Source organism: Amycolatopsis sp. cmx-4-54 (assembly GCF_046548895.1).
Classification (GTDB): Bacteria; Actinomycetota; Actinomycetes; order Mycobacteriales; family Pseudonocardiaceae; genus Amycolatopsis.
Genome location: NZ_JAEBEJ010000002.1, coordinates 383,974 through 401,561 on the forward strand (window position 1 = coordinate 383,974; position 17,588 = coordinate 401,561).

Here is a 17,588-nt window from a genome sequence, read left to right on the forward strand (position 1 = left end):
CAACACGATCGTAGGGGCCGGTGTTCCCGTGGTGACCGGCGCTACTTTCTCCCGTCGTGCGCCGAGACGGAGATCCGACCTCTAGCGCAGCTAGGAAAGCTAGCGCGGTAGCAAAGGTCCCTCGCTCCCCCCGGAATGGGGCTGGTGGGGAGCGAGGGACCAGTGAGGTTTCGGTCGGCTACTTCTGTCCGATGATTTTGTCGAACAGGACGGCCGGGTTGCCGGGGCCGCAGTCGGCACCGAAGGCGACGATGCGGAACTGGGCGAGTTTGCCTGTGGTGTAGATCACCATCACGCCGTCCTTGCCCGCGACGTTCACCGGCCGGATGCCCTCCGGCCGCACGTCGGCGTCCAATCCGGCAGCGGCGACGCAGGCGTCGAGGCGCTCTTCGGTCTTCAGCGAGCCGAAGTCGCGGACGCCGATCGCCTTACCGACGAGGGCATCGGCGCCACCGCCGTCTCCGCCGACCGAAGGTCCGGAAGGCGCCGACGGCGCGGGTTGGGCGATATTGCCCGAATCCGGCTCCCGGCTGGTCGGGACGACGATCGCCACGGCGGCGATCGCGGCCGCGGCCACGGTCGCTATCCCGGCGCCCCAGCCGATCCGCTTGTTCCGCCGCCGCCGTGCGGCCGCGAGGTCCACCACCGGGGCGACCTGCTCCTGCTGCCCTTCAGATGCGCCTTGAAACGCAGGCGTCGCGCGCATTTCGGCGGCCAGCGCGGCGTCGATCCGTGCCGCGTACTCCGCCGGCATCGGTGCGACCGGCTCGTTCGCGAGTTCCGCGAGATCGGCCGTGGTCGCTTCGAGTGCTTCGATGATCGCCAGTGCTTCGGGGTCGGCGTTCACCAGCGGCCACAGGTCGGCCGCTTCTCGCTCGTCCAGCACACCTGCGTGCAGGTCGGCGAGCACATCGACAGACCACGGCGGACCGACGGTCCCACCGATCCCCCTGCTCTCGTCTGTCATCGTCCCTCCCCGTCACCCGGCGTGCCCTGAGGACGCCTGGCACCCCGTTGCGGGGTAGCGCGCTCTCGTTTGCTTTCGTGAGTTGGGACGTTCGCAATCGCATCGGGGTTCCGTAGATGTCCGAGAACCTTCGCGAGCTTTCCGCGACCCCGGGCACACCGGCTCTTGACCGTGCCCTCGGCGATGCCGAGCATTTTCGCCGTCTCGGCGACGGAGTATCCCTCGACGTCGACCAACACGATCGGGGCACGCTGCTCTTCGGGGAGCTGGTCGAGGGCTTCCTTGACGACCAGGCTCGTCTCGCGTTCCGACATCGAGTCACGCGGTGAAGCGGGCTCGTTGAACTGCCCGGTCTCGGGCAGCGGAACGGTGGGTCTGGCCTTGCCCCGCCGGATGCGGTCGAGGCACGCGTTCACGACGATACGGTGCAGCCACGTCGTGACCTGCGATTCCGCTCTGAAGTTGCCCGCTGCTCGGAACGCGGAGATGAAGGCGTCCTGCAGGGCGTCCGCGGCTTCTTCCGGATCCCGCAAGGTGCGCAGGGCCACCGCCCACATGCGGTCTCGATGTCGCTGGACCAGTTCACTGAACGCGTGCGGGTCTCCGGCGGCATGCGCCGCTATGAGATCCGCGTCCGTGGGAGCTGCAGCTGTCACCCGGGAGAGCCTACTGACTCGGTGTCCGCCGTCACCCCGCAGGCAGGAAGGTCAGCTCTTTGAGTTCGGTGACGAACTTTCCACCCTCGTCTTCACCCAGCTGAGTGATCCAGATGATGAAGTACTGACCCTGCTGAGGCTGCTGCAACGCGATGGTCGACTCGCCCGCCGCGAGGTCTCCGGTCCCGACGACCTTCGTCTCGTCGAGCTTCGGGTTCTTCTTGTCGGCGGAGCGGATCTCGACCTTCGAGCCGGGGCTCGCCGCGTCGAGCTTGACCTGGGTGAGGTTGATCGGGTCCTGGAAGGTCACGACCAGCCCGACGCCGTCCTTGAGCACCGGGAACTGCTTGTCGTACTGGTCGGTCTTCCACGAGGTGACCGTGTCGCCGTCGGTGGCGTTCTTGGCCTTGCCGGGGCTGTCGCCCTTGCTGCCCGGGTTGAAGACGGCCACGGCCGACGGCTTCACCGCGGCACCCACGGCCGGGGACGGCTTCTGCTGGGCAGGCGGCGGTTGCTCGCCCGAGGGCGGCGGCGCGACCTGTGAAGAGGACGCGGCGACGTTGATCTTCGGGCCGCTGGACTTCGACTCGCCCTGGAACAGGTTGATCAGCATCATCCCGCCCCAGGCGAGGATGACCACGGTCGCGACGACCAGCACGGTCACGCCGAACGCCAGCTTCTTGCGCCGCGCGACGTCCTTGACCGGTTTCTTCGTCGTCCAGACGGTGCCGTCCGATTCGGCCGCGGGCTCTTCCTCGCCGACGGCCTTGATCAGCTGGGTGCGCTCTTCGGCCTCGGCGACTTGGCCCAGCACGCGCAGGATGGCCGCGCTGGTGCGGATGCCGCCGTGGCCGCCGTCCTCGATGGTGCGGACGGCGAGCGAGGACAGCTCGACCGGCACCGTCGGGACCAGCGAACGCGGCGGGATCACGCGGCCGGTCGGCGCGTGCGGCGCCGCCGGGATCGCGGCGGGACCGCCGGGGAGGGCCCAACGGCCGGCCAGCAGCAGGTACAGGACGGCGCCGAGTGCCTTGACGTCGTCACGAAGGGTCGCTTCGGGCAACGGGCCAGGAAAGGCGAGCTTCAGTGCGCCGTCCGGCGTGAGCCGGAGACGCTGCGGGTGGTCGAGGCCGAGGACGAGACCGTTCTGATGGGCGTGGTCGACGGCTTCCGCCAGCGCCTGCACCATCCGGGCCGCCGCGGCGGGCGCCACCGGGCGCTGCGCCACCAGGTCGACCAGGTCGCTGCCCTTGGTCCACTCCGCGACGACGACACCGAGCAGGCCTTCGCTCGAGGTGACGCCGCTGCCGAGACTAAGTACGTCGAGGACGCGCGCGACCCCGCCGTGGCCGAACTTCGAGGCGTGCGCGGCGCGTTCCAGCGTCCGGCGCGCGAGCCGGGCGGCTTCCGCGTCCGCGGGGTCGCCGACCAGCAGCGTCAGCGCCACGTCCCGCTTCAGCTGCCCGTCGCGGGCACGCCAAAGATGCGCGGCGGCCCGCTCGTCCACCCCGAACTGTGCGAGCAGGCGATACCGGCCGTCACCGACGACCCGGCCAGGGGCCAACGACCCGCCTTGGGCCCTGATGCCCATCTGGCCGGCCTCCCCTGCCTGTTCGCTCCGTCTCGTATCCACCGCACTCTCCCGCGTAGCTCCCGCCTCGAGAGTACCCAGAATACGACCCGTGAACGCGCGCCATCCGTAGGTGAATCGTTATCCGCGCTTGATCAACCGGGTGATCCTCGTCGTGGCGGGCCGCAATTCCTCGACCTTCAAGGCCATGAGCACGCCGAACGAGACCACGATCCCGACCACCGTCTGCAGCAGAAGTTTCACCCAGGCATGGAAAGTAGGCCCGAACGAGTCAGGGACGATCTGCCCGGCCAGCCAGGCCGCGCCGACCCCGAGCACACTCGCGACGACCGTGAAGAGGATCACCCCGAGAACCCGCTTGCTCCGGAGATTTCCGAGGGTCACCCACAGCCACACCTGACCGAGGATCGCGCCGACGACGAACGTGAGGCCGTTGACCATCATCACGCCGAGCACGATGTTGTCCGGTGACAGGAGCACCGGGCACAGGTACAGCAGCGGCACCTTCACCACGGTCATCACGATCATGATCAGCACCGGCGTCCGCGCGTCCTTCATCGCGTAGAACACCCGCATCTGCAGCATGACCAGCGCGTACGGCAGCAGCGCGAACGCGGAGATGGCCAGCGCCTCGCCCATCCGCGACGCGTTCTCGACCGTGCCCTTGCCCAGGGTGAACAGCGCGATGCCGACCGAACCGCCCACCACGGTCATCACCGCGGAGATCGGCAGGAGCGTCACCGTCGAGATGCGCGACGCATAGGACAGGTCGCCGATGAGCTTCTTGTGGTCGCCGTCCGCGGCCGCGCGGCTCATCCTCGGCATGATCGCGGTCAGCAGCGACACCCCGATGACGCCGTACGGGAGCTGGAAGAGCAGCCACGCGTTGCTGTACGCGGTCACACCGCCTTGTGAACCGCTGGTCAGCACGCGGGTCGTGATCGTGTAGCCGACCTGGCTGACCGCGACGTAGCCGACGGTCCAGAGCGCGAGCCCGCCGAACTCCTTCATGCGCTTGTCGATGCCCCAGCGCCACTTGAACTTGAATCCGGACCGCAGCAGCGGCGGGATCAACAGCACCGACTGCGCCACGATGCCGAAGGTCACGCCGAGACCCAGCGTCAGCAGTTTCGGGTCGGTGATCGACACCGGATCGGTCGAGATGTTCCCCGGCATGATCCACACCACGAGGATGGTGAAGATGACGACCAGGTTGTTGATCACCGGTGCCCACGCTGTCGGGCCGAAGATGTGCTTCGCGTTCAGCACCGCCGAGAGCAGCGCGAACACGCCGTAGAAGAAGATCTGCGGCAGCAGCAGGTACGCGAACGCGGTGACCAGCGCGGGATTGGCGTCACCGTTGTCGTCGACGTAGAGCTTGGTGATCAACGGCGCCGCCAAGACGGCGATCGTCGTCCCGATCACGAGCAGCGTGCCCGCCACCGTGACCAGCCGCTGCGTGTACGCCTCGCCGCCGTCCTTGTCGTCCTGCGAACGCACGAGCAGCGGGACCACGAGGCTGGACAGGACACCGCCCATCAGCAGCTCGAAGATGATGTTCGGCATCGTGTTGGCGACGTTGAACGAGTCGTTCTCCACCTGGGCGCCGATGGCCGCGACCAGCAGCAGCTTCCACGCGAAACCGGTGATGCGGCTGATCAGCGAGGCGATCGCCATCCGGCCGCTGGACTTCGCGATCGACGGCGCCTTCGCCGGGGCGGCGACGTCCTGCTCGCCCGTCTCCCCCGGCCGCGGTTTGACCAGCGGCGCGTCCTTGATCGCCGGCATGACCTGCGTGGCGAGCTGGTCGTACGGGCGGAGGACGTCGGGGTCGGCGACCGGCCACCGCGAGCCCATCGGGACGCCGGGGGTGCGCGGGATGAACCGCGTCGCGTCGGGTTCATCGCGCCGGTCGACCTGCCACGGGCGGACCGGTGGCGGCTGGCGGCGCCCGCGATGCGGCGGCGGCGGTGTCTGGTGGAGCGCCTGAGGTGGCGGCGTGGGTGCTGTGGGTGCGGCGGGACGCCGCGGTGGCGGGTTTGGGGACGGCTGCGGCAGCGGCGGGCCCTGCGGCGGCGGAACCGGCTGACGGTGACTCGGCGGGGGCGTCCCCTGGGCAGGGGGCACCTTCCGCGGCGGTGCCTGGTTCGGCGGCGGGGTCTGCGGTGGCCTCAGCCGCCGTGTCTCGTCGTCGGGGCGGCCTGCCACCCGCTGGCGGCGTCCGTCCACCGGCGGCGGAGGAGGCGGCACGGCCCTCCGCGGGCGCTCACCGCGTTCGGGCGGGGGCTGCTGCGGGGGCGGCTGACGACGCTCCGGACGGCGTGGGGGTCCATCGGTGCGGCGGGGCGGTGGCGGAGTGCCTTCGCGCCGGGGACGGCCTGCACGCTCGGGCGGTACACCCGGCTCTCTTTCCAACGCGTGCCCAATCCTCGGTGCTCGGCTACGTGATGCCCGGCGGCATCGTTCGACCCAGGGTAATCGGCAACGCCCGGAAACACTTAAACCTGTGCGTCCTCGGTCACACGCGGGGCGGTTTCGTTCGCCCGATCGGCTCGGGAGTCCTTGATCCTCCGGTAGATCCGCCGGGACGACAGGAGCAGCAGCGCACCCGCCGCGGTGATGGTGATGATGATGGTGATCGCGCCGTACTCCGTGGAGGTCAGCTCGAACCGCGCGGCCGAACCGAGCGGGGTCCCGTCGGGCGTGGTCAGCGAGACGTCGACGCTGAACCGGCCCGCCCGCAGCGCCTCGACCGGGAGCAGGCGGTTACGGGCGCTGTTGGCCGGGACCATCTGAGCCTGCAACTGGGTGTCGTCGGTCGGCCGCAGGCCCACGTTGTTCTTCAAGGCGACCTGGACGGCGACGCCGACCGGCAGGTTGTTCGTGATGAACACCGGCAGCGGCGCCGCGCCGGAAGCCAGCGCGATCGTCTGCTTCGGCCGCTCGACGGTGACCTGGCTGCGGATCGCCTCCAGATCACCGCGGGCGTTGCCGGTGACGATCGCCGCGTCCGCGCCGCGCCACGACGTCGACGCGGCCCGGATGAGGGCGAGCCGGACCGGGGCGATCACGTCGGCCGGGTTCACTCGTTTGGTGGCGTCCATCGTCATCGCGGACGAAAGGCCCAAGGTCTCGTTGTCGAGCTGGGACATCTTCGCGGTGACGTCGCCGCTGGTCGCGGCCGTCAGGTCCTGCGGGTCGTAGTTGACCGACGCCGTCCCGGCCGGGCTTTCGCCGAGCAGTTCGGGCAGCGGCGCCGACTTGAGAAGACCGGCGGTGTAGAAGTCGCCCATCCGCTCCAGGAACGTGGTGAGCTCGGTGCCGGTCGCGGCCCAGTGCCGCGGCGGCGCGATCAGCAGGCGCGAGCGCACCGGCCCCTCGTTCTGCCCGCCGAGCCCGGCGCGGAAGGCGATGGCGCCGAGCCCGTTCTGGGTCGACCCCGAACCGTTCAGCGCGGACGAGACCAGCGCGTCGATCGGCTGCGCGCGCAGGTCCGTCCCCTCGATCGACACCCCGCTCGAAAGCGGCGTCCGGGACTGGAGCTTGCCCGAATCGGTCAGCACGGTCTTGACGCCCGCCTTGCCGATCGCTTCGACGGTCTGCGAGTCGAGGGCGCCGCCGGGCCAGAGCACGCCGTCCTGCGGCTGGATGCCGAGCAGGTTCTTGATCGTTCCCGCGCCGCCGAGCGCGGTGGTCATGAGCGCGGTGTCGGTGGCGTCGCCGGCGCGGACCTTCGTCAGCGCGGTGAGGTCGGCGTCGGCGAACGGGAGGGTGACCACGCATCGGCCCGCGACCAGCGCCTTAAGCCTGCCGAGCCAGTTCTTCGCGGTCTCGACGCCCTTGCCGGGAGCGCCGCCCGCGACCTGATAGCCGCGGGTCATCGCGTCGACGGTCGCGACCAGATCGGGGTCGATGGCCAGGCACAACGACGACGAGACCTTCGTGTCGGCCTCGGCCGCGCGCGCCGCCTCGACCAGCGAGTCCAGCCGCCCACCGGCGGCCAGCTCGTCCGCCAGCCGTTCGTTCGCCAGCGTCAGCGGGCCGCCGAGCGGGGCGGACACGACGTGCACGGCGCTGTTGGCGATCGGCCACAACAGGCTCGTGGACGGTACCGATGGCACTGTCGGCGGGCGCGAGGCGGGCTTGCCGGGGACACCGAGCACCGGCATCAGCAGGGTGACCGCGGCCAGCCGTTCCGGACCGCCGAAATCCGGGGTGCCGTTGACGTTGACCAGCAGCGGGTACACGCCGGCCTTCGGGAACTGGAACTTGGCGGACAGGCCGAGCGGGACGACCAGGTTCAGCGCGGCGCTCTGGCCGGGCTCCAGCTCGTCCGGTTGAAGATCGACGAACTCCGTCGCCGCGAGATCCTTGAACTTGTCGCCGGCGAGGACGTCACCGATCTGCTGCTCGCTCTGCAGCCGCGTGCCCAGTTGCAGCCGGACACCCAGCTTGCTGATCCGCCGGTCGCCGATGTTGGTGACGCGGCCGGTCACGGTGAGCGAAGCCGTGGTCGACGCGATCACGCGGGGGTTCGGCTGGTCGAGATCCACACGCAGCCGGGGCTGCTCCTGAGCCTGCGCGCCCGCGACGGGCAACACGGTGAAGACCAGGAACAGGATCGACAGGACAGTGGCGGCGAGCCGCTTCACTCAGGTGCTCCCTCGGCGGTGTGCTGTTGCTGCGCGAAGAGTTCTTTGGCCTTCCGGACCAGCTTGCGCTCGTCGGAGTAGGCGAGTTTGGTCTCCAGGTCGGCGAGCGGTACCCAGGCGACCTCGGTCACTTCCACATCCTCGTCCGAAAGTTCGCCGCCGGTGGATTCCAGGATGAAATGGTGCACCGTCTTGTGCACCCGCCGTCGCTCGGCCACGAACCAGTAGTCGATGGTGCCGAGGGGCCGCAGGACCCGCGCGGAGATGCCGGTCTCCTCCTTCACCTCGCGCACAGCTGTCTGCTCATGCGTTTCACCGTCCTCGATGTGGCCCTTCGGCAGCGACCACAGCAGTCTGCCGTGCCGGTCGAGCCGCCCGATCAGCGCGGCGTTCGCCCGTTCGGCGTCGACGACGAGTCCGCCGGCCGAGGTTTCGTCGACCGTGGTCAGCCGCCTTCCCCGCCTGCGCCTCCGCCGGCGGCCCGGCTTCGAAGCGCCGGAGCGCCCGGCTGATCCAGACATGCTGCGATGCTAGAGCAAACGGCGGTACGGGTACGCTGGCTCTCCGTGCCCGTGTTGGGCCGAGCAAAAGTAAGTACATCCAAATCGTGGTGGGATTGTCGTGAACAAGGTGGTCGCCGGGCAGGCGATTGCGGGGAAGAGCACTGCGATGCAGAACGCCGTGACCGAGCTGATGCGCATCTCCCCGCTGGCGGACGAGCTCGCGAAGCTCTTCGCGAAGGCGGGGTACAGCCTGTACCTGGTCGGCGGCAGCGTCCGCGACATGATGCTCCGAAGGCTGTCGAGCGACCTCGACTTCACCACCGACGCCCGCCCGGACCAGGTGCTCAAGATCGTCAGCGCCTGGGGTGACGCGGTCTGGGACGTCGGGATCGCGTTCGGCACCGTCGGCGTGACCAAACAGGGTATGACCCTGGAGATCACCACGTTCCGCGCCGACAGCTACGACCGCGTCGGCCGCAACCCCGAGGTCACCTTCGGCGACAGCATCGAGGGAGATCTGCTCCGCCGCGACTTCACCGTCAACGCGATGGCGATCGACCTCGCGAACAAGACCTTCGTCGACCCGCACGACGGGCTCCAGGCACTGCACGACAAGGTGCTCGACACGCCCGCGACCCCGCAGGAGTCCTTCGCCGACGACCCGCTGCGCATGCTGCGGGCCGCGCGGTTCTCCGCGCAGCTCGGGTTCACCGCGGCGCCTCGGGTGGTCGACGCGATGTCGTCGATGGCCGAGGAGATCGACCGGATCACCGCCGAGCGCGTGCAGGCCGAGCTGTCGAAGCTGCTGCTGGCGGACGACCCCCGGCCCGGTATCGAGCTGCTGGTCGACACCCGCCTCGCCGACCGCGTGCTGCCCGAGGTGCCGGGGATGCGGCTGGCGATCGACGAGCACCACCAGCACAAGGACGTCTACCAGCACTCGCTGACCGTGCTCGCGCAGGCGATCGACCTGGAGAAGTCGCACGAACCGACGTCGGAACCGGATCTGATCCTGCGGCTCGCGGCGCTCCTGCACGACGTCGGCAAGCCCGCGACGCGCGAGTTCCAGCCCGGTGGCGGCGTGAGCTTCCACCACCACGAGGTCGTCGGCGCGAAAATGGCACGCAAGCGTTTGCGCGCGCTGAAGTTCTCGAAGGAGATCGTCCAGGACGTCAGTCAGCTCGTGTTCCTGCACCTGCGGTTCCACGGCTACGGCAAGGGCGAGTGGACGGATTCCGCGGTGCGGCGCTACGTCACCGACGCCGGTGACCTGCTGCCCCGGCTGCACAAGCTGGTGCGGGCCGACTGCACCACGCGCAACCGCAAGAAGGCGGCCGCGCTGCAGGCGACCTACGACGACCTCGAGCGGAGGATCGAAGCCATCCAGGCGCAGGAGGACCTCGACAAGGTCCGGCCGGACCTCAACGGCGAGGAGATCATGCGGATCCTCGGCCTCAAGCCCGGGCCGGACGTCGGCAAGGCGTGGAAGCACCTGAAGGAACTGCGGCTCGACCGCGGTCCGCTGGAGCACGACGAGGCGGTGGCCGAACTGCGGAAATGGGCCGCCGAGAACGGCATAGGCTGAGATAAACCCCGTTGGTCTCTGGATCCACGTGGCGTAACCCGAGATACTCCTGCTGCCGGTGCTCCGGGCAGGGGGAAGATCCATGGCGAAGCGGCCGCCCAGTTTTCTGGTGACGTTGCTGCGTCGTGGCGCGCCCGCGCTGGCGACGGCGACGAGCGAGCTGTCGGACGAGGTCGGCGACCCGACCCCGATGCGCGCGCTCCGGCGGATCCAGCACATGTCGGGTCCCATCGACACGGCCCATCGCGACAACCTGCTGCTCAGAGCCGCCCGCTACGTCGCTCTCGTCCCGCTGGTCTACCGGCTCTTCGCGGTGCCCGGCGTGTTCGGCGTCTACGTCTCCACGCACGGCATGATCGGGATCGGGCCGGTCGGGCTGGTGGCCCTCGGCTCGGTCGGGCTCTCGCTGTACGGCATCCGGTGGATGCTGCGCTCGGCGCCGTTCCGCCCGCAGCACGCGGTCCGGCTGCTGGCGGTCGACCTCGTGTTCACGCTGCTCGCGCCGCTCGCGGTCGGGGCGCTGGTGCCGGCTTCGGTCTTCACCGAGGCGATGGCGATCCCCGGCAAGCACCTGCTCGGCGAGGTCGCCCTGCTGGCGCTCGCGCTGGGCATGCCCGCGGCGGCGGCGCTCGCCGTCGGCAGCTTCCCGGTGCGGATGGTCGCGTCCCTGCTCGGCACCGGCCGGGCCGCGCCCGGCGACGCCATGGCCACCTTCCCGTCGATCCTCGGCGTCCTCTTCACCGCGAGCGGCGCCCTCGTCCTGATCGGGCTCGGCACGCGGCTCGCCCTCGCGTACGGCATCCGCAACGGCCGCATCGCCGAACGCGCCCGCCAGCACCGGATCCTGCACGACTCCGTACTGCAGACCCTCGAAGCGATCGCGCTGGCCAACAAGGGCGACCCGGTCGCGCGGCTCGCCGAGGTGCAACGGCTGGCGCGGGCGCAGTCGATGGAACTGCGCCGGACGATCGAGAGCGAGGCTTCGGAACGGTCGGAGGCCGGTTCACGGCCGCTGGGCGAGAAGCTCGCGTCGCTGGCGGCGGAGATGGCGCGAGACGGGCTGCGCGCCCAGCTGGTGATCGCCGAACTCGACGACGACACGCTTTCGGAGGTCCGGCAGATCGCCATCCGCGACGCCGTCCGCGAGTCCCTGCGCAACACCCTCAAACACGCCGGGACGGACAAGGTCGTCGTCCGGGTCGAGGAGCAGGACGGCGGCGTCGCGGTGATCACCCGCGATCACGGTGCCGGGTTCAGTCTCGATTCGAGGCCGGCCGGTTTCGGGATCAGCGAGTCCATCACCGCCCGGCTGAACGAGGTCGGCGGGACCGCCAGGGTGGAGTCGGCTCCGGGCAATGGCACCAGAGTCACCCTTTGGGTGCCGTTCTGACGGTAAACAGGAGAACATGAAGAAAACGGACCTCCTGGCCGAAGCGCTCACCGCGTACCGCGACGGTGACCGGGCCACGGCAGCGGACCTCGCCGAGCGTGCCGGATCCACGCTCGGCCGCGAACTGCACCGGTACCTGACCGAAGGCGGCGGCGGAGCTGTGTACGACCAGCCCGCCGCGTTCACGGCGTTCATCCGCGGCGGCGGGAACGTCAAGCTCTACCGGCAGCTCAGCGCCATGCTCGCCCGGCGCTACGGCAGCGTCGGTTCGCTGCTCGACCTCGGCTGTGGTGACGGGCTCGCCGTCGTCCCCGCCCTCGAACAGGCGGACCGGCAGCCCGGCAGGATCGACCTGGTCGAGCCGTCGAGCGCGCTGCTCGCGGAGACGCGGAAGCAGCTCGACGGCACCCACGGCCTGCACACCTGGGACGCGACCGCGCAGGAGTTCCTCGCCCGCGACGACGACCGGCAGTGGCAGCTGACGCAGTCGACCTTCGCGCTCCAGTCGATCCCGACCGGTGAGCGCACCGAGGTCCTGCGGGCGCTCCGGCCTCGCACGGCGTGCCTGGTGCTCGCGGAGTTCGACGTGCCCGAGCACGACGAAGACTCCCCCGAGTACCTGCTTTCCCTGGTCACCCGCTACGAACGCGGGATCTCGGAATACGGCAAGGAGGCGTCGCTGGTGGCGCAGGGGTTCCTGCTGCCGGTCCTGCTCGGCCTGGTCAAACCCGGCGCGGACCGCACGAACTGGGAGCAGCCCGCCACCGATTGGGCTTCGCAGCTGAAGGAAGCGGGCTTCACCGGCGTCCGGATCGAGCCGCTCGCGGACTACTGGTGGTCGCCCGCGGTGCTGATCACCGCTTCCTGAGCCGGATCTCGCGAGTTACGCCCTCAATCACGCGAGTTACGCCTCCAGACACGTGAGTTCCGGCTTCGACCACGGACGGCTCGCCGTGGAACCCCACCACCACACGTGATTGAAGGCGTAACTCGGGTGTCCGGGTGCGTTCGGCGAGGCGGGCTACTGGACGCGCGACAGCGCGCCTGCTTCGAGGTGCTGGGCGATCGGCCGGGGCAGCACGTAGGCCACGGCCCCGCCCGGGGTCCCGTTCCACGGCGCGGTGATGCCGGTGACCACGCGCAGCGGCCGCACGACGCGGTACAGCCGGCGCTCCCGTTCGCGGTCCGCGGCCAGCGACGTCTCGATGAACCGCGCCGATTCGGCGTGCACGAGGTTGCCGGTCTCGTTGCCGAACCGCTGCACCGTGGTGCCCGAGGGCAGGACGACGATCCGCTTGCGGCGGAAGAAGTTCAGCGGCGGTTCGCCCCGCAGCGGCAGGATCGGCCAGTCGGCCGGGTTGTCGGACTCCTCGTTCGCGCCCACCGCGGCTCGTGCCGGGTACAGCAGCAGGGTGCCGAGGAAGAAGCGCGCCGCCTCTTCGAGCTTGGCGAACGCCACCGGTTCGTCCGTCGGCGGACGCGACACCTCCCAGCCGCTCTCGGTGCGGCGCAGGGTCCAGAGCCCCGGCTCCGGCACCGCGTTCGCGCCGATCCGGTACGACGTCGGCGCCACTCCGTGCTCGGCCAGCCGCTGGTACAGGACGTCCAGCACCTCGACGGCCCGGATGTCGCGGGCGGGTTCGCCGTCGCGTTCGACGAGGGTGCGGGCGCTTTGGTCCGGCAGGTCCGCGGCGGTCTGCGGCGGCCGGGGCTTGCCGACGATCTCCGCCTCGGCGGTCGCCCGCACCAGCTCGCCGACCAGCGGCGGCCGGAAGCCGGCGGCCCGGATGTGCTCGATCAGCTCCGGCTCCGGCGGCACCCCGTACTTGCGCAGGTAGTGCGGGACCGCCGCGGGCCAGATCCACACGCCGTCGGTGTGGAAGGCGTTCGGCACGTCCGGCGGGCCGTTCGGGGTGAAGATGTCGGGCTGCGGACCGGGCCGGGTCAGCGCCACCGGCGAGCGGAAGAGGTAGTCCAGGACACCGCGCATCAGATCCGGCGGCACCGGCGGGCGGTTGACGACCTTCGCGTGCCGGAACACGATGTCCAGCGGCAGTCCCGCCTTGGCCGAAAGCCAGGCCGGGACGTGCTTGGTGTCGCGCGGGAAGACCGCGAGCTCGGTCGCGTACGCGCGCGGCGACGGCTTCCCGCCCTCGTTCGGCGCCAGCCGCCAGGTCGGTTCCTGCTCGGCGTCGAAGTCGAAGTCGAAATGCGATTCCGCGTCGAGGGTGAAAGTGCCCTGGAACCAGGTGCCGGTCTCGGGCTGGTGCATCGCCGCGCGCAGTCGCGCGAACAGCGAACCGAGCTCCGGCGGGCCCGCGATCGACACCGACACCGGGCCGTTGCCCTCGTCACCGACCGAGCGGACCTCGAGTTCGGAGTAGTCGCCGACCTGCCGGAACTGGGCGCCGACCCGCTGCCAGCCTGGCGGCAGCACCCGCAGCAGGGTCCGGCCGATGGCCCGCAGCAGCGCGCTTTGGTCGCCCGAACCGATCTCCGGCCGGGCTTCCGGCGTCTCGACGAAATCATGCCTGGTCTGCCACAACGCCGTCAGCCGCGACGGCGAGGCGGTGGTCGAGAAGTCCGTCAGGCCCAGTTCGGCCGCGCGGGCCGCGTCCTCGCCCGCCCAGCGCAAGGTCAGGTCGCCGCCGCCGATGTTCGGCGCGATCTGGAAGTGCTCGTCGTCGAACCGGCCGTACGACTGGAGGCTGAAGGTCGCGCCGACCTCGCCGTTCAGCACGACCCGGGCCGGGCGGCCGTTCCAGTCGCGATCGAAACCCTCGGGCGCCGCTTCCCCCGGCGGCGCGATGAGCAGCAGCGTGCCGTCTTCGGTCGACCGCTGGGCCGCGAAGACGGTGTCCCCCCAGACGGCGTACAGGCCATCCGGCCGCTCCGCCGCTTGAACCCGGTAACGCACTATGTGTCCCCTCCCCAAGTTCCCCAAACCGGGGGTAAATCTAGTGGGCCGGATAGCGGGCGTACCACCGGTCGTCACCCGGGGCGTTCCCGCCGAACTCCGCGAGCGCGTCGTCCGCCAGCTGTCCGATCACTTCGCTCAGTTCCAGCTCCACGAGCCAGCTCGTCTCGAGCTCTTCCTCGCCGTACATGGCGCCGACGAGGTTCCCGCAGACCGAACCCGTCGAGTCGCTGTCGCCGCTGTGGTTCACCGACGCGAGCAGCGCGACGTTCGGGTCCGTGGTGGTCAAGGCGACGTAAACCGACATGGAGAGCGCGGTTTCGCCGATGTTCCCCTGTCCGAGCGTTTCGAGCTTCTCCGGCGTCGGCGGCCCTTCCTCGGCCAGGGCGAGAGCCTGGTCCAGTGCGACGCTCTGCTCCTCGTGTCCCGGGTACTTCTCCAGTTCGGCACGGGCGGTCGTGACGGCGTCGAGCAACGGTTTCCCGCGCAGCAGTTCGTGCACGATCACCGCGAATGCGCCCGACGAGAGATACCCGCTCGGGTGACCGTGCGTCAGCGCCGCGCTCTCCGCGCCGAGCCGGAACACCTCGGCCAGGTCGTCGGACCACAACGCGACCGGCGCGGCGCGCATGATCCCGCCGCAGCCCTTCGAGTTGTTGACCGGCTTGTCCATGCCGGCGCGTACGCCGGTCTTGCCGTACGCCTCCAGCTCGCTGAAGCAGGTGAGGCCGGGCGCGCGACGGCTGAACAGCTCACGGTTCGTGATCAGCCAGCCGTCCGGTTCCGTGCTCGTGTTCTCCGGGCCACGCGCCCGCTCCCACGAAACGCCCTGGGTGTGCAGCCAGCGCTGGTAGGCCAGCTGCAAGGACTGCTCGACCTGCGGAGCGGTAGCAGCGGTAGCAAAGGTCCCCTGCTGCCTCCGGCCGGTAGCAAAGGTCCCCTGCTGCCTCCGGCCGGTAGTAAAGGTCCCTTGCTCCCGCCGGCCGCTGAAATGGGCTCTGATCAGGCCTTCCAGGGTGAACAGCGTCATCTGGGTGTCGTCGGTGATCCGCCCGAGCCCGCCGTACGCCGGGATCAGGCCGGTGATCCCGGCCGGTCCGGCGATCTCGCGGATGCGGTCGATCGAGTCGAACTCGGTCTTCGCGCCGAGCGCGTCGCCGAGCGCCCCGGCGTACAGGCTGCCGCGCAGCCGCGACCTGGTCGCCGGATCCTGAAGCCACTCGCGCATTTCTCTACTGATCTCCTCGTGGGTACCGGGTCGCTTCCCAGCGTCGCCGCTCTTCGGGCTCGCGGGGCAGGCCGAAGCGGTTGAAGTAGTAATACGCGTCGCCCGCCATGGCGTCGACGACGCCGAGGTCGGCGTACGCGGCGAGCCACGACTCCGGCAGACCGGGCACGGTGAGCCTGGCGCCCACCATCGCCCCGGTCAGCGCCGCCGTCACCGGGCCGCCGCGAACGGCCAGCGCCAGCGCCGCTTCGGCGTCGTAACCGCGTTTCGCGGCGGCGAACAGCGCCCGGCCGAGCACCGAAAGCGGCGTCCGGCCGTCTCCGATGCTGTCGAACTGTTCGACGTCTTTCGCGCCGATGTCGTTCCGGAGGTCGAGCACGGTCTTGACCAGCTCACCGACCTCGCCGCTGTACTCGTCGAAGCCTTCGAGGAAGTTCGCGACCGCCGGTTCGCCGTTCCGGGCGGCGAGCTGTGCGCGGAACACGTTCACCAGCAGTTCGGCGCCGTGGACGACCTCGTGCCCCGCCGCGGATCCGACCAGTTCGCGGACGACCTTCATCGCGTAGAAGGTGCTGTCGGCGGGGCCTTGCACCCCGCCGGTCACCGTCGCGGCGAGTGCGGTCGCCAGCATGGCCGAGAACTCCGCTGGGGGCGGGCCCGCGCCTTCGGTGGCTTTGGCGACCCAGCCGTCCGGGCGTCCGCCGGCGGGCAGCGACGCTGGGATCTCGGGTTTGTCCGGGGTCGGGTCCAGGCCGCGGATCACCGATTCGGTGTGGAACAGCAGTTGCCGGGTCAGCCCGCCGAGTGACAAACCGGCGGCGGGATCGGCGCCCGAGCCCAGTGCGTCTCCGAGCGCGAAGCCGACGTACGCGCCGAGTAGCCGCGGGTACGCGAAGCTGCCGACGGGGAGCGTCGGGTCGTAGAACTTCCCGAACGTCCAGGCACTCGGGCGCGGTTCGCCGTTGTCGTAGAAGTGCGTCACGAGGCCGTTCGCGAACAGGTCTTCGGGCAGTTCCGGCAGCGGACGGCCGTCGTACTTCGCCCGGGAACGCTCGAACGACAGCGTCGCGGCGCGGACGTAGCGGCTGAGCTCGTCGCTGCTCAGGGGGTAGCCGTTGTCCCTGGCCTGGTCGACGAGGCTCCGCAGGTTCGCGACGGCGGCGCCTTCGTACTCCCCGCTGAAGTACGCGGGGCGCCCGACGGACTCGGGGCGTTCGGTGCCTGCCGGGAGTTCGAGGTCGGCGACCTGCCGCAGTGTTTCCGGGTGGACGTTGAAGGTCTCCGGCCGTCCCGGGTTGACCAGCAGGCCGACTCCGGGGTTGTCCTTGGCCCGCCGCAGCAGCACGCGGGGCTGGACTCGCTGCCACATCGTGTACTCCGACGGCACCTGCGCCTCGGAGGTGTAGACGACGAAACGCGCGCCCGCGTCACCGAAGTCGCGGACCTGGAGGTGGCCGTCCTTGGCCGGGGCGAGGACGTCGAGGTCCAGCATCCAGTGGACGAACTCCTCCGGCGTGATCCACTCGACGCGGAGGTAGCCGAGCAGCGTCTCGACCGGGCTTTCCGGCGCCGGGCGGCCGGAGAACCGCGGCCCTGGCCGGTGCTCCGGGTTCACGCGGACCGCGCCGGTCGGCTCGCCGAAGAGCGTGTGCTGCTCCCAGCGCAGGATCGCCGCCTTCGGCACGGGCAGGCCGGGGACCGCGTCCGGGTCGAATTCGGGATCGACGACCTCGGCCCATCGGGTGAAGGCGTCACTGTCGCCACCGGCCGCCGAAACGGCCATCAGCTCCAGGTCGAGGCGGATTTCGCCGCCGTCGTCCGGCACGAAGGCGACCGGGCTGGGGAACAGACCGGCGCCGGGGTCGGTCCCGTCGAGCCAGCCGACGGTGTTGTAGGTGACGTTCCAGCCGTCGGTCGCGCGCACGACGTAGTCGCGGCGGATCCGCAACGCGCCGGTGCCCTCCCCGCCTCGGCCCGTCAGCCACTCCTCGACGCGGCTGACGGCTTCCTCTTCGTTCATCGTCCCCATTCCGATTGCCTGTCGGTGAACCCGCGCCTACGGCCGGAGTGGGTTCACGCCTTCGGTCGCTTTTCCAGGC

12 protein-coding genes are annotated in these 17,588 nt (G+C 70.2%); 3 read left to right on the top strand and 9 right to left on the bottom strand.

The features are described from left to right. Positions 1–178: 178 nt before the first annotated feature. The 6 genes from ACLJQ7_RS07085 to ACLJQ7_RS07110 form a co-directional block, all read right to left on the bottom strand. Entirely contained in the window at positions 179–967 is a 789-nt protein-coding gene (locus tag ACLJQ7_RS07085; protein WP_410647329.1) for a hypothetical protein, read from the bottom strand. Continuing rightward, complete coding sequence (gene sigM, locus ACLJQ7_RS07090; protein WP_037333997.1) at positions 964–1,623, bottom strand: RNA polymerase sigma factor SigM; 660 nt, start codon at positions 1,621–1,623, stop codon at positions 964–966. The genes ACLJQ7_RS07085 and sigM overlap by 4 nt, the downstream gene beginning before the upstream one ends. A 31-nt stretch (positions 1,624–1,654) precedes the next feature. Beyond that, the gene (locus tag ACLJQ7_RS07095; RefSeq protein WP_410647858.1) at positions 1,655–3,214 is read right to left on the bottom strand and encodes a protein kinase family protein; all 1,560 of its coding nucleotides are present in this window, start codon (positions 3,212–3,214) and stop codon (positions 1,655–1,657) included. A 120-nt stretch (positions 3,215–3,334) separates the two neighbouring features. Next, positions 3,335–5,443 carry a murein biosynthesis integral membrane protein MurJ gene (murJ, locus tag ACLJQ7_RS07100; protein ID WP_410647859.1) on the bottom strand — a complete coding sequence of 703 codons (2,109 nt, stop codon included), beginning with the start codon at positions 5,441–5,443 and terminating at the stop codon, positions 3,335–3,337. A gap of 269 nt (positions 5,444–5,712) precedes the next feature. Further along, positions 5,713–7,866: a DUF6049 family protein gene (locus tag ACLJQ7_RS07105; RefSeq protein WP_410647330.1), complete on the bottom strand. Its 2,154-nt coding sequence runs from the start codon at positions 7,864–7,866 to the stop codon at positions 5,713–5,715. Beyond that, positions 7,863–8,387: an NUDIX hydrolase gene (locus tag ACLJQ7_RS07110; protein ID WP_410647331.1), complete on the bottom strand. Its 525-nt coding sequence runs from the start codon at positions 8,385–8,387 to the stop codon at positions 7,863–7,865. The genes ACLJQ7_RS07105 and ACLJQ7_RS07110 overlap by 4 nt, the downstream gene beginning before the upstream one ends. 148 nt (positions 8,388–8,535) lie before the next feature. Here ACLJQ7_RS07110 and ACLJQ7_RS07115 point away from each other — a divergent pair, with 148 nt between their 5' ends. From ACLJQ7_RS07115 to ACLJQ7_RS07125, 3 genes are all read left to right on the top strand, one after another. Beyond that, positions 8,536–9,954 carry a CCA tRNA nucleotidyltransferase gene (locus ACLJQ7_RS07115; RefSeq protein ID WP_410647860.1) on the top strand — a complete coding sequence of 473 codons (1,419 nt, stop codon included), beginning with the start codon at positions 8,536–8,538 and terminating at the stop codon, positions 9,952–9,954. Between the two features lie 82 nt (positions 9,955–10,036). Next, entirely contained in the window at positions 10,037–11,344 is a 1,308-nt protein-coding gene (locus tag ACLJQ7_RS07120; RefSeq protein ID WP_410647332.1) for a sensor histidine kinase, read from the top strand. A 16-nt stretch (positions 11,345–11,360) separates the two neighbouring features. Next, positions 11,361–12,212, top strand: coding sequence for a class I SAM-dependent methyltransferase (locus ACLJQ7_RS07125; RefSeq protein WP_410647333.1), 852 nt, complete (start codon positions 11,361–11,363; stop codon positions 12,210–12,212). Between the two features lie 153 nt (positions 12,213–12,365). Here ACLJQ7_RS07125 and ACLJQ7_RS07130 read toward each other — a convergent pair whose 3' ends face one another. Genes ACLJQ7_RS07130 through ACLJQ7_RS07140 form a run of 3 tightly spaced genes read right to left on the bottom strand, consistent with a single transcriptional unit; the run spans position 12,366 to position 17,509 of the window. Beyond that, the gene (locus ACLJQ7_RS07130) at positions 12,366–14,261 is read right to left on the bottom strand and encodes a TNT domain-containing protein (protein WP_410647334.1); all 1,896 of its coding nucleotides are present in this window, start codon (positions 14,259–14,261) and stop codon (positions 12,366–12,368) included. A 40-nt stretch (positions 14,262–14,301) separates the two neighbouring features. Next, positions 14,302–15,489, bottom strand: coding sequence for an ADP-ribosylglycohydrolase family protein (locus tag ACLJQ7_RS07135; RefSeq protein WP_410647335.1), 1,188 nt, complete (start codon positions 15,487–15,489; stop codon positions 14,302–14,304). Between the two features lie 4 nt (positions 15,490–15,493). Beyond that, entirely contained in the window at positions 15,494–17,509 is a 2,016-nt protein-coding gene (locus ACLJQ7_RS07140) for a YrhB domain-containing protein (RefSeq protein WP_410647336.1), read from the bottom strand. Positions 17,510–17,588: the final 79 nt, after the last annotated feature.

Excerpts from the sequence above, each read along its gene's own strand:
- ACLJQ7_RS07095 (WP_410647858.1), bottom strand. The coding sequence starts at position 3,214 with ATGGGCATCAGGGCCCAAGGCGGGTCGTTGGCCCCTGGCCGGGTCGTC.
- ACLJQ7_RS07125 (WP_410647333.1), top strand. The coding sequence starts at position 11,361 with ATGAAGAAAACGGACCTCCTGGCCGAAGCGCTCACCGCGTACCGCGAC.
- ACLJQ7_RS07085 (WP_410647329.1), bottom strand. The coding sequence starts at position 967 with ATGACAGACGAGAGCAGGGGGATCGGTGGGACCGTCGGTCCGCCGTGG.
- ACLJQ7_RS07140 (WP_410647336.1), bottom strand. The coding sequence starts at position 17,509 with ATGAACGAAGAGGAAGCCGTCAGCCGCGTCGAGGAGTGGCTGACGGGC.
- ACLJQ7_RS07120 (WP_410647332.1), top strand. The coding sequence starts at position 10,037 with ATGGCGAAGCGGCCGCCCAGTTTTCTGGTGACGTTGCTGCGTCGTGGC.
- ACLJQ7_RS07110 (WP_410647331.1), bottom strand. The coding sequence starts at position 8,387 with ATGTCTGGATCAGCCGGGCGCTCCGGCGCTTCGAAGCCGGGCCGCCGG.
- ACLJQ7_RS07115 (WP_410647860.1), top strand. The coding sequence starts at position 8,536 with ATGCAGAACGCCGTGACCGAGCTGATGCGCATCTCCCCGCTGGCGGAC.
- ACLJQ7_RS07135 (WP_410647335.1), bottom strand. The coding sequence starts at position 15,489 with ATGCGCGAGTGGCTTCAGGATCCGGCGACCAGGTCGCGGCTGCGCGGC.